The sequence below is a fragment of the Ruegeria sp. AM1 genome (assembly GCF_056540745.1).
The window spans coordinates 19,737-32,257 of record NZ_JBQFXH010000011.1 but is presented as its reverse complement, the minus strand read 5'-3'; the positions used below and the strand labels follow the sequence as shown (position 1 = coordinate 32,257).

The 12,521-nt window shown below is 57.9% G+C and carries 10 protein-coding genes; 7 read left to right on the top strand and 3 right to left on the bottom strand.

Features of this window, described 5'->3' with window-relative positions; all coding sequences use genetic code 11:
* Positions 1-54 precede the first annotated feature (54 nt).
* From ACR0I7_RS17000 to ACR0I7_RS16980, 5 genes are all read left to right on the top strand, one after another.
* Positions 55-1,080: an FAD:protein FMN transferase gene (locus ACR0I7_RS17000; RefSeq protein WP_480513121.1), complete on the top strand. Its 1,026-nt coding sequence runs from the start codon at positions 55-57 to the stop codon at positions 1,078-1,080.
* 15 nt (positions 1,081-1,095) lie between these two features.
* Positions 1,096-1,341 carry a (Na+)-NQR maturation NqrM gene (nqrM, locus tag ACR0I7_RS16995; protein ID WP_480513119.1) on the top strand — a complete coding sequence of 82 codons (246 nt, stop codon included), beginning with the start codon at positions 1,096-1,098 and terminating at the stop codon, positions 1,339-1,341.
* Between the two features lie 128 nt (positions 1,342-1,469).
* Positions 1,470-2,987 carry a 2,3-bisphosphoglycerate-independent phosphoglycerate mutase gene (gpmI, locus tag ACR0I7_RS16990; RefSeq protein ID WP_480513117.1) on the top strand — a complete coding sequence of 506 codons (1,518 nt, stop codon included), beginning with the start codon at positions 1,470-1,472 and terminating at the stop codon, positions 2,985-2,987.
* Entirely contained in the window at positions 2,984-4,111 is a 1,128-nt protein-coding gene (locus ACR0I7_RS16985; RefSeq protein ID WP_480513115.1) for a murein hydrolase activator EnvC family protein, read from the top strand. Before gpmI ends, ACR0I7_RS16985 begins: the two co-directional genes overlap by 4 nt.
* Before the next feature lie 6 nt (positions 4,112-4,117).
* Positions 4,118-5,458 carry a S41 family peptidase gene (locus ACR0I7_RS16980; protein ID WP_480513114.1) on the top strand — a complete coding sequence of 447 codons (1,341 nt, stop codon included), beginning with the start codon at positions 4,118-4,120 and terminating at the stop codon, positions 5,456-5,458.
* Between the two features lie 43 nt (positions 5,459-5,501).
* Here the strand turns inward: ACR0I7_RS16980 and ACR0I7_RS16975 are convergent, their stop codons facing one another.
* From ACR0I7_RS16975 to ACR0I7_RS16965, 3 genes are all read right to left on the bottom strand, one after another.
* Positions 5,502-7,061: an MFS transporter gene (locus tag ACR0I7_RS16975; protein WP_480513112.1), complete on the bottom strand. Its 1,560-nt coding sequence runs from the start codon at positions 7,059-7,061 to the stop codon at positions 5,502-5,504.
* A gap of 74 nt (positions 7,062-7,135) precedes the next feature.
* Positions 7,136-7,501 carry a hypothetical protein gene (locus tag ACR0I7_RS16970; RefSeq protein ID WP_480513110.1) on the bottom strand — a complete coding sequence of 122 codons (366 nt, stop codon included), beginning with the start codon at positions 7,499-7,501 and terminating at the stop codon, positions 7,136-7,138.
* Between the two features lie 11 nt (positions 7,502-7,512).
* A complete protein-coding gene (locus ACR0I7_RS16965; protein WP_480513109.1) occupies positions 7,513-8,274 on the bottom strand; it encodes a DUF6478 family protein in 762 nt (253 codons plus the stop codon).
* Between the two features lie 249 nt (positions 8,275-8,523).
* On the opposite strand from ACR0I7_RS16965, the gene ACR0I7_RS16960 reads away from it, so the two are divergent.
* Entirely contained in the window at positions 8,524-11,607 is a 3,084-nt protein-coding gene (locus ACR0I7_RS16960) for an ABC transporter transmembrane domain-containing protein (protein WP_480513107.1), read from the top strand.
* The gene (locus tag ACR0I7_RS16955; protein WP_480513106.1) at positions 11,600-12,496 is read left to right on the top strand and encodes a CPBP family intramembrane glutamic endopeptidase; all 897 of its coding nucleotides are present in this window, start codon (positions 11,600-11,602) and stop codon (positions 12,494-12,496) included. Before ACR0I7_RS16960 ends, ACR0I7_RS16955 begins: the two co-directional genes overlap by 8 nt.
* The last annotated feature ends 25 nt before the right edge of the window (positions 12,497-12,521 follow it).

The following is a 12,521-nucleotide window of genomic DNA, read 5'->3' as shown; positions in this document are numbered from 1 at the left end:
CTCTGAATGGGGCCACTGGCATATGCCGGTCACGGTTTTCCCAGGAGGTTTCCAATGCGCCAATTGTCTGCACTGGCCCTGATACTCGTCGTTTCCGGCTGTCTGTTCGACAAAGAACCCGACGTGGTTCGCCTGTCGGGCGAGACGATGGGAACCACCTTCAATATCACCGCGATCGGCGAGGATCTGGATGAGGCCACTCTCGGTGTGTCTGTCGAAGCTACGCTGGCCGAGGTCAACGCCCGGATGTCCAACTGGGATCCTGAATCAGAGGTCTCGGTCCTGTCCGCTTCTGACAGCACCGAACCCGCATCGGTTTCTGATGAGTTTGCCTTTGTCATCGCGGCTGCAAACGAGGTGCACGACAAGAGCAATGGCACTTTCGACGTGACGCTGGGCCCCTTGATCGAGCTGTGGGGGTTTGGCCCGCGCAAGCCCGAAGATCCGGTGCCTGCAGATGCGGACATTCAGGCGGCGCTCGACCAGGTTGGGCAGGGGCGTCTGCTGACCCTGGATCGTGAAGCTGGGACCCTGGCGAAAGCCAATGCTGCCGTAGGTATCAACCTGTCGGCCATTGCCAAGGGATACGGTATCGACGCGGTTGCACAGACGCTGGCCGATGCTGGGATCGAGAACTACATAGTCGAGATTGGCGGCGATCTGGTTGCCAAAGGCTTCAATGACAAGGGCGACAGCTGGCAGATCGGTATCGAAAAGCCCGAGGCCGGCGCGCAGATCATTCAATTAGTTGTTCCACTCGACAACCAGGGCATGGCGACATCTGGCGACTACAAGAATTTCTTTGAGCAGGACAGCATTCGCTATTCTCATATCATTGACCCAACGACAGGACGTCCGATCACGCACCGCACTACCTCGGTCACGGTGCTGGCCGAAAATGCGATGATGGCGGATGCATGGGCCACAGCGATGCTTGCGTTGGGTCAGGACGAGGGTCTGAAACTGGCCGAAGAACATCAACTTGCCGTGTTCTTCATCTCTCGGGATGTATCGGGTGGTGAAGACGCTTATATCACGGTACAAAGCAGCGCATTCAAAGACGCGCTGGGAACCGATTGACACACAGGAACCGGGATGACCACCTTTATACTGGCTTTTGGATTGTTGCTGATCATCATGGTCGGCATGTCGCTGGGCGTGATGCTGATGGGCAAAACCATCAAGGGCAGCTGCGGTGGCCTGAATGCAATCTCGGGCGCTGACAAATGCGTTGTTTGCCAGAAAGACGTCGATCCCAACAGTCCGCTGCGCGATCAGCTGCAATGTAAGCGCGCCAGGAAGATGCTTGAGCAGATGGAACGTCAGGAAACCCAGGCCTGATCCGGCGCGCGCGGTACCGTTGATTGCCCGCACCACCCGCTTGGCGGTTTATTTTCAACAAAAGGCGGTTCACGCCCACGCGGGCAGGGGGTAGAAGACTGCGCAAGAGCAGTAGCCGGAGATCCTTCATGACCGCCCCCAAACCCGTAGTCCTGTGCATTCTCGATGGTTGGGGCTTGTCTGATGATACTCGGGCCAACGCGCCACATCTGGCCCAAACTCCGACCTTTGATACCATCATGGCGGGTTGTCCCCACGCTACGCTGATCACCCATGGGCCGGATGTGGGCCTGCCCAGCGGGCAGATGGGGAACTCTGAGGTCGGTCATACGAATATCGGCGCCGGTCGGGTTGTGGCGATGGATCTCGGGCAGATTGATCTGGCCATCGAGGACGGATCGTTCTTTGAAAACGCCGCGCTGCAGGAGTTCATCGGTAAAGTCAAAGCTGCCAATGGCACAGCGCATCTCATGGGACTGGTGTCTGATGGCGGCGTCCATGGGCATCTGAACCACATCGTTGCTGCAGCCAAAGCCGTCACCGACGCTGGTGTGCCGGTGGCCTTGCACGCCATCACCGATGGGCGCGACGTCGCCCCGAAATCAGCGCTCGCCTATGTTGCCGAGCTTGAAGACCGGCTGCCTAAAGGGGCCCGCATCGTCACTGTTGGCGGGCGCTATTTTGCCATGGATCGCGACAATCGCTGGGATCGCGTCAGTCGGGCCTATGCGGCCATGATCAAAGGGCAGGGCCGCGCGGCGGACACAGCGCATGCGGCGGTTGAGGCGGCGTATAACCAGTCAGAAACCGATGAATTTATCACGCCAACCGTTCTGGGCGACTACGCCGGGGTTCAAGACAGGGACGGGGTGTTCTGCCTCAATTTCCGTGCCGACCGCGCGCGTGAGATTCTGCGCGCGATCGGAGAGCCTGGCTTTGCCGATTTTGAGACCGGCTCGCGTCCCAACCTGTCAGGTTTGCTGGGTAAGGTCGAATACTCCGATGGTCACAACGATTATATGACTACGGTTTTCCCCAAGCGCGACATCGTGAACACGCTGGGTGAATGGGTCGCCAAGCAGGGGCTGCGGCAGTTCCGGTTGGCCGAGACCGAGAAATATCCGCATGTCACCTTCTTCTTGAATGGCGGCAAAGAGCTGCCTGAGAAGGGCGAGGACCGCTTTATGCCGAAATCGCCCAAAGTGGCCACCTATGATCTGCAACCGGAAATGTCCTCCGGTGAGGTGACGGCCAAGTTCGTCGACGCCATTGAGGCGGGTTATGATCTGATCGTTACCAACTATGCCAATCCCGACATGGTGGGGCATACCGGTGACCTGCAGGCGGCCATCAAGGCGTGTGAGGCAGTGGATCAGGGTCTGGCGCAGGTTGTTGCGGCTTTGAAAAGGGTTGGCGGCGCGATGATCGTGACCGCAGATCACGGCAATTGCGAACTGATGGTCGACCCTGAAACCGGCGGGGCACACACCGCACACACACTGAACCCTGTCCCTGTGGCGCTGATTGGCGGGCCCGAAGGGGTCAAGCTGCGGGACGGGCGCCTGTCTGATCTGGCGCCCACACTGCTGGACTTGATGAACGTTCCTAAGCCGCCCGAAATGACGGGCGAAAGCCTGCTGTCATGATCGCGCGCGCGCTTCTGTTTGCCTCTGCTCTGCTGGCCGTACCTGCGTACGGGGACACGGCGCAGGCGGCGCTGGAGGCGGCAGAGATGCTGGAACAGGCCTCGATCTCGCTGACTGAGGCTGAGAAAGCCCGCGACCGCGTTCAGGCACTGACCGAAACCTTGCAGGCCTATGAGGCGGGCCTCAGCGCCATGCGCGAAGGGTTGCGCAAGGCGGCCACGCGCGAGGCCCAACTGACCGCCGAGCTGCGCGCGCGGGAAGACGACGTGGCGCAGCTGCTTGGCGTTTTGCAGACCATCGAGACGACGTCGCCACCGGTGCTGATGCTGCACCCCTCTGGTCCGCTGGGGGCTGCGCGCACGGGTATGATGCTGTCCGAGGTCACGCCGGGCCTGAATGCCCGCGCGCAGGCCCTGGCAATTGACCTGCAAGAGGTTCAGACCCTGCGCCAGTTGCAGCAAAGCGCGGCGGAAACCCTGACCGAAGGGCTGACAGGCGTGCAGGAGGCGCGCACCAAGCTGAGTGAAGCAATCGCGGATCGCACCGATCTGCCGCGCCGTTTTGTCGAGGATCCGGTGCGTACGGCCATTTTGATTGCGTCGACGGAAACACTGGACGGATTCGCCAGCGGCCTGTCGGAAATCTCGGAAGGTGAGATTCCGGAAACCGATATCAATGTGACGGATCAAAAGGGCCAGATTGCCCTGCCGGTGCAGGGCGTCCTGCTGCATAAGGCATATGAGACGGACGCAGCGGGCGTAGTCCGGCCCGGTATTGTCATGGGCACCCGGCCCCGCGCGCTGGTTGTTTCCCCCACCGCTGCAACAATCCGTTACCGGGGGCCGCTGCTGGATCTGGGCAACCTTGTTATGCTGGAGCCGCAGCCCGGATTGTTGTTTGTGTTCTCAGGCTTGCAGGAAGTTTACGGAGAACCCGGCCAGGTGATCCCCGAAGGTACCCCAGTAGGCCTTATGCCGGGCGAAACGCCGGAAATCGGCGCGATATTGTCAACAAGCGGTGATGGCACTGGAACTGATCGTTCAGAAACGCTCTATATAGAGGTCAGAGAAGAAAATACTCCCGTGAATCCGGAATCGTGGTTTCGGACAGACAAGGATGGATAAACGAGTATGAAGAAATTTGTGATGGCCGGTCTGGCCGGAACCGTGGCAGGGATTGTTGCAACCACTCAGATCGCTGGCCCTTTGCTGGCGCAAGAGGCCGAAAACAACGCCAGCGTCTATGAGCAGCTGGATCTGTTCGGCGACATTTTCGAACGCATTCGCGCCCAATATGTCGAAGAGGTCGAGCCCGAAGAGCTGATTGAAGCCGCCATCGACGGCATGCTGACCTCGCTTGATCCGCATTCCAGCTATCTGTCACCGGATGACGCAGAACAAATGCGCGTTCAGACGCGCGGTGAGTTCGGAGGGCTGGGCATCGAAGTCACGCAGGAAGAAGGCTTTGTCAAAGTGGTGTCCCCAATTGATGACACACCCGCTGATGAGGCCGGGATTGAGGCCGGCGATTTCATCACCCATGTCGATGGCGAAAGCATTCTGGGCCTGACGCTGGACAAGGCGGTTGATCTGATGCGGGGCCCCGTTGGCTCGGAAATCGTGATCACAGTGGTGCGCGAGGGCGAGCAAGAGCCGTTTGACGTCACGATCATTCGCGACACGATCAAACTGACCGCCGTGCGCGCCCGGACCCAAGGAACAAGCGTTGTTCTGCGGGTCACCACGTTCAACGATCAGACCTTCCCGAACCTTCAGGCCGGCATGGAAGAACAGATCGAAGAAGCGGGTGGCATCGAAAAGGTCAACGGCTTTGTTTTAGACCTGCGCAACAACCCGGGCGGTTTGCTGACCCAGGCGATCAAGGTTTCGGATGCGTTTCTGAACGAAGGCGAGATCGTCTCGACCCGCGGTCGCGATCCCGGCGAGGGTGAGCGGTTTAACGCAACCCCCGGCGATCTGGCCGATGGCAAACCGATTGTCGTGCTGATCAACGGTGGTTCGGCCTCGGCGTCCGAGATCGTTGCGGGCGCGCTGCAGGATCACAACCGCGCAATTGTCGTCGGCACCAAGAGCTTTGGTAAAGGTTCGGTTCAAACGGTCATGCCGCTGCGCGGTGACGGGGCCATGCGCCTGACCACTTCACGCTATTACACGCCGTCGGGCCGCTCGATCCAGGCGCTTGGTGTGAGCCCTGACATCATCGTCGAACAACCCCGCCCTGTAGCTGAGGCCGAGGAAGAGGAAGATAACGGCTTTTCGCGGTCCGAAGCCGACCTGCGGGGCAGCCTCAACAATGACAGCCTGAGCGAGGATGAAATCCGCCAGATCGAAGAAGATCGGGCCAAGGCTGAGGCAACCGCCGAACTGCGGGAAGAAGATTATCAGCTGGCCTATGCCATCGATATTCTCAAAGGTCTCTCTGCGTTCCGGCCGAACGGACCTTCGCAGTAACAAAATCAGGGCCGCGCCAGACGCGGCCCTTTTTCTTTGCGCATCAGCTCTCGACTTTGCGCAGTTTTTCCTCGTCCAACAGCAACGCTAGAACGATTCCGAACGACACTGAAATGGCCGCAAAGATAAAGGCCATGTTCATACCTGTATTGAAGGCCTCTGAAATCGCCTCTTTCACCTGATCTACTTCTGCCGGTTTTAGATGTATTAGCGCGCCCTGTGCAGATGAGGTGGCAAGCGACCCACCATTGACGGCCCTCAGAGCAGCTTCCGATAGGTTGATACCTGCAGAACTGAGCTGATCGTGCAAACTGGACAGGCTGGTGTCGTACATGATGGTTGTCGCACAGGCGACTGCGATGGCCCCGTAAACCAGATGAGTCATAAAGCTCAGCCCGCCCACCAGACCCGCGCGCTCGGGCTTGACCGCGCAGACGGCGGCTGTCCCTGACGGACCAACAGTCAGTGTTGCCCCGAGCCCGATCATCGCCATACCGGGAAGGATCTGAAAATACCCCCAACTGCCCGGCAGCAACACGATGCTGGCCGCACCGGTGGTGGCGCAGACATACCCCCAGAACAGCAATTTCTTGGGGCCAAAATCGTTATAAAGCGTGCCGGATATGATCGAGCCGACGGCCAGCAATACGGTAAGCGGCGCAAGCCCCAGCGCAGATTGAAACGTCGACCAGCCCATCACCTTTTGCATGTATTGCGGAAAGTACAACAGGCCGACAAAGGCTGCAGACACGTTGAACATATTCAGGCCAAGCGTGATGCAAAACTGACGGTTCTGCATCATCTGAGGCAGTAGTAATGGCTCTTTGACTCGCTTCTCGACCTTGGGAAACAGGAAGAACAAAACAGCGCTGACAAAAAACAACAACAACAGCGGAACCGAGCTCCAGCCCCAGTCCGAGCTGACATCCAATCCATAAAGCAGCAGTAATACAGCAAAAGACAGCACGGCCATGCCAGCAAAATCGATATGCTCGTCCTTTTTGTGCGTTTTCTCTCGCTCCATCAGGATCAGCGCCGTGGCGATGGAAATGCAGGAAAACACCACGTTTGCCACGAAGAACCACCGCCAGTCACCAAGGCTGACGGCGAAACCGCTGATCATTGGACCAAAGACATTACCGGTGGTCACGCCCGCCAGGATCAACCCCATCACCATAGCCCGATGTTCGTCCCGCCCGACTTTTGTTGCGCCAAAGGCCAGCGTACAGGGCCAGACGCACCCCGCGCCAATGCCTTGCAGCGCGCGTGCGCCCACCAGAAACTCTAGAGTCGGCGCAACAAAACAAAGTATTGAGGAGAAAAGGAAAATCGACAGACCAATCAGCATCATCTTGCGATGACCGAACATGTCCCCCATGCGCCCGCCCGCGACCATCGTCATCGCAAAGAACAAGGCATAAATGTTCAAAACCCATTGTGTGCTGGTGATGTCGGAGTCAAACGCATTCTCTATCGCAGGGACCAGCATCAGCGCACCGGTGAAATCTATCCCGATCCCGAACGCGGTCACCATCAAGGCGATGATCAGTACGATATGTTTGCGTTCCATTGGATCACCTGCGCTGTTCCAAACACGGTCCATGATGCATGGTCGGCGCGGAAAAGATAGGTAAAAGGGTCCGGCGCAATCGTCCTGATTGGTGTCTCAGATCGGGATCAGGACGCCTCGTCTGTGTGGTTGAGTCTGCGAAACGCACGTTTCAGCATGTCCAGTTCGGCGCGCAGCAAGGCCACTTCTGCGCGGATATCGTCCTCAGCGGGTGCTCCGGCGACTACCGAAAAACTGCCCAGTTTTTGATCGGTATCCAGGTCCCAGATGATGACGTTATGCACCCCTTCTGACAGCAGGCGGGCTGGCACCGGGATACACAGAACGCAGCCCTCATCGGCCGGTACGGTCTTGACGTCAGGCAACACCTCATCGCCATAACGCGCCTCGATCCGGGGTGGGGTTGCGGTGTTCAGACGCCCCTCCCACATTGCATTGTCGAACCGGATCGGGGTCAGAATTGTCTGGTTCATAATGTGGCCTTTCATAGGTCGGCCCGATGGTGGCGACATAGTGTCAGATCGCGCAAAACAACGCGGTTCATCCGCGGATTATTGACGATCAGGTCCAGCCAGATCTTGTCGATCCGGCGTTCGTTCAGGCTGAGATGGGCAAGATCGAAATCAATCGACACAGAAGGCTGGGCAAGGTCCAGCTCGCGCAGAACCTGTTCCGTATTCGGGCCATGCTGGATATTGAGCCGTGCAAACATCCCAACCGGTTTTTCGCAATCGATCAATGCGTTCGCACGGATCAGATGCTGGCGTGTCAGACCCAAGGCTGCGTCCGGCGGAAACTCGACCGACAGTGACAGGAATGAGCCGGTGAACTCAAAAACCTCCAGCGCCAGGCTGAACGGTGCCAGATCATCTTCTCCGGTGTTTCTGATTTGCCGCACGGCTATCTCTGACAGCCCACAGTCGTGAAACAGCGTCACCTGCTCATCCAGCGACGCCTTGCGGGCGACAGCAGCCAGCCCCGGGCGGGACAGGGGGCCGCGCCACAGATCGGGCCGACAGGACCAGTCGGTGCCCAGCGGTTTCGGGAAGTGTTCCGATCCGATCAGGGGCCGGGTCAGCCTGCCATCCGCTGCATGGATCACGCGATCCAGCTGCAGACGCAACGCACGTGCGTCATCCCGTTGCCGCCGCAATACCGGCAGGGCCGCATCCGTGGCGCGCAGCGCGGCCTGTTGCCAACGCTTCAGCGCCCTGCGGTTGAGGTATCGATACAGAATTCCGCTCATGTCCCCGGTGTCCGAAACTGCTCCCCTTTATCCAAAGAACCGGGGCGGGATAAACCCATGTTGCGCGGGCAGGCCGCGAAAAAAACGGAACTGTGAACAGATAGACATAGAACCTGTGCTTTCCGGTCTGGACCACCGGCGGTGTTCTTGAAATAGTCCAGACCAGCGCTTACCGTCAGGCACCCGGTCGCCGTGGATTTCCCGCAATGTGCCGCAGATCACTCAGATTTTTCATAACGAGGCCGGGGCATGGAACCCACGCTATTCGCGTTCATCTGGAAATACTCGAAGAAGCAGCAGCTGACATTGCTGTTGCTGACAGTGCTGTCTTTTCCCTTTCTCTATGCCTCGCTGGAGCTGCCCAAGCAGATCATCAACGATGCGATTGGCGCGCCCGGTGACACGGTTACGACTTTCGGAATAACGGTCACGCAGATTCAGTATCTGTTGATCCTCTGCTTTGCGTTTCTTGCAACGGTCATTGCCAGCGGCCTGATGAAAATGCGCATCAACACAATGAAAGGCGTGCTGGCCGAACGTATGCTGCGGCGCCTTCGGTTCACGCTGATCAGCCGGTCGATGCGCTTTCCCAAGTCATATTTTGCCACCACCAGTCAGGGCGAACTGGTATCGATGATCACGTCTGAGGCCGAGCCGATGGGCGGATTGATGGGCGATGCCATCGCGCAACCGGTGTTCCAGTTCGGGCAGATGATGACGATTGTCACCTTTCTGTTCATGCAAAGCGTCTGGTTCGGGCTTGCCAGCATTGCGCTGATCCCGCTTCAGGCCTGGTTGATCCCAAAGCTGCAGCGCCAGATCAACCTGTTGAACAAGGACCGCATTCAGGAGGTCCGGCAGCTCAGCTCGGAAATCGGCGAAAGTGCGGCGGGGATCAGCGATCTGCGCACAAATGGCGGCTGGCGCTATCGTCTAGCGCAGTTCAGCCACCGGTTGGGAACACTGTTTGAGATCCGGTTCAAGATCTACAACAAGAAGTTCTTCATGAAGTTCCTGAACAATCTGATCACGCAGATGACGCCGTTCCTGTTTTATTCGGTGGGCGGTTATCTGGCGATCACCGGAGAGGTGACAGTGGGTGCTCTGGTCGCCGCACTTGGTGCATACAAGGATTTGAGCGGCCCATGGAAGGATCTTCTGACCTATTACAATCAGGTGCAGGACATGTCGCTGCGCTGGCAGATCGTGACAGAGCGGTTTGCACCCTCGAACATGATCCCCGAAGAGCTGTTCGAGAATGAGCCCGACGAAATTCCGCATCTCAAAGGTGATATCGAACTACGTAATGTCACGGTTCAGGATGATGACGGAAAGATCGTTCTGGAAGATATCGACCTGACGATTCCTCAGGGCGCACGGGTTGCCATTCAGGCAACACACGCGTCCGAACGCAACGCGTTGGCGCAACTATTGACGCGCGAACTGTTGCCGACACAGGGTGACGTAATCATTGCAGGGCATGACTTGCGGGGGCTGCATCAGGCGGTGATCGCTGCCCGGATCGGGTATGCCTATTCGCGGCCCTACCTGTTTGACGGCACGCTTGGCGATAATCTGATGATGCCCCTGCGCACGCGTCCGAGGCATCAATCTGATGCGATCAAGGCACCGACCCGTCGTCAGATCGAAGCGGTCCGCGCCGGAAACCCGCCGGATTCGCTGTCGGATGAATGGGTTGACCCAAGCCTTGCCGGGTTGGATGACATCGATGATATTCGCGACTGGTGGTTCGAACTGGTCGAAGCGATGGGCATTGATGAGTTCATGTTCCACCGCACCCTGCGGTCGCGTCTTGACCCCGAACTCCACCCATTTCTAGCAGCTGAGATCGTGAAACTGCGCGATACCGTGACGCTGCGGTTGCAAGAGCGTGGACTGGATCAATATGTCTACCGCTTTGATCCCGAACAGTTTAATCCTGCGGTGCCTCTGGGTGGCAATCTGCTGTTTGCCGCACCGTCACGGGATATATCGCCTGACATTCTGGCCGGTGACGACCGTTTTATGCAGATGCTCAGGCTTCATGAGCTTGATGATGACGCTATGGGTATCGCGGACGCGGTGCTGGCGACACTGCATCAGACATTTGGGCGGGATGGGACCGATCACCCGCTATTCCTGCGGCTTGGCATGGCCAAGGATATGTTCCATCGGCTGCTCGACCTCGAAGATCGCCGAAAAACTAAGGGAGAGACGGATCTCAGCGATGAGGAACGGGCGCTGCTGCTTACAGTTCCATTTCTGTTGACGGCTGAGCAGATCGGACCAAGCTTTCCCGAGGAGTACAAAGAACGCATCTTGTCGATTCGCAAAAGCCATGCCGAAGGATTGCGGAATTCTCTGGAAGGATTGTTCATTCCTGTCTCCCCCGAGACCTATGCACCGCGGCTGACGGTCATCGAGAACGCGATCTATGGACGGATCTCGCTGATGGCGGGTGCCCGCACTGACGAGATCGAAGAAGTGGTGGCCGAGGTTCTGAACGAGGCGGGGTTGCGGCGCCGGGCGGCATCAATCATTTATGACCTTCCGTCCGGTCTGGGTGGAAACAACCTGCCAACCGTCTTTCAGGAACGGGCTGCCTTTTCACGGGCAGGGATCAAACGTCCTGATGTTCTGATTCTCGACAAAGCGCTGGCCAGTCACGATTCCGAAAGCCGGCTACGCACCCGGCTCAAGCTGCGCGAGCTGCTGCCTGACTCGGTGATGATCTTCATGGAAGATCACTTTGCTCATCCAGAGGCTTATGATCTGTTTGTCGAGGTCAAAGAGGGCCGGATCGACGGCATATCGCGGACGCAGCCAGATATCGAAACAGGGGGGTCGGCTGATCTAAGTCGCAAGCTCAAGATAATTGCGTCCACCGATTTGTTCTCCCGCATCGATGCGCGCAACCAGCGGCTGCTGGCATTTTCGGCGCAGTGGTATGATGTAAAGGCAGGCCAAACGATATTCTCTCGGGGTCAGAACCCGGATGCTGCATATCTGTGTATCTCGGGTCAGGCCAGCCTGGACTGGACGCAAGGCAATGGCGAAAAGGGCTCAATCTCGATTGTCGAGCCCGGGCGCCTGATTGGGGATTTGTCGATTATCACGGGCGAAACAAGGCAGCTGGATCTGGTTGCGATCTCGGATTGTTCGTTCCTCAGAATAGGAGCCGAAGAGTTACTGGCGGTTGTCGAAAGTGATGCGACCGTGGCTATGCAGTTGCTTCAAACCGTGTCAGGCTATCTGACCGGTCTGGCCGAACGCATGCGCGAGACAAATACACTGATAACCGCAGATGAACCCGCGCGGATCGAAGATGGATAAGCGCTGGCCTGCTGGGTATGCCAGCCACGAGTTGTTGTTGAACAGGGTACGGCTCTATCCGGAACTATGGCGGCTGCTCGTTGGCCTCGCCATTGTCCTTGCCGTATATACCGTTTTGAACCTGTTCATGTTTGGTTTGGTGGCCGGCACCGCCTCGGACACACTGATTTCTGCGCTACAGGATGGTTCATCCCCAACCGCGTTGCTGATGTTGCTCGCAAGCTTCAGCTTCGTAACCGTAGGTGTCGCCTTTGCAGTGCAACAGATGCAGCACCGCAGCCTTGCCACCGTCATCGGATCACGGACCATTGCCAGCGCGCAGTTTCTCCGTGTTATCTGGGTGTTGCTGCTGCTGGGCGCGGTTATTTTCATCCTGCCGCCGTATAATTTCAGCACCCCGCTTGAGCCGAACCTGCCTTTCGTAAGTTGGCTCTTGCTGCTGCCGCTGTCGTTGCTGGCAGTTCTCATACAGACCAGCGCCGAAGAAATTTTGTTTCGTGGCTTTCTGCAACAAAGCCTGGCGGTCCGTTTCCCGTCCCCGCTGATCTGGATGGGTCTTCCATCGCTGTTATTCGCGGTCGGACACTATGCGCCGGCGGTGGCCGGGGCCAATGCGCTGCTGGTGGCGATCTGGGCCTTTGTCTTTGGCCTGCTCAGCGCCGATCTGACCGCGCGGGCAGGAACGCTTGGCCCGGCAATTGCCATGCATTTTCTCAACAATGCCGTTGCCTTGCTGGTTGTGTCCCTGCCAGACAGCCTTAGCGGTCTGGCCCTCTTTCATCTGCCTTTCGAGATGTCGGATACCGGCATGCTCAGACAATGGCTGATGGTTGATTTTGCGGTTATGATCGTCAGCTGGCTGGCTGTGCGCCTTGCACTCAGGCGTTGATTGCAATTCCTGTCATTGCGTCTTA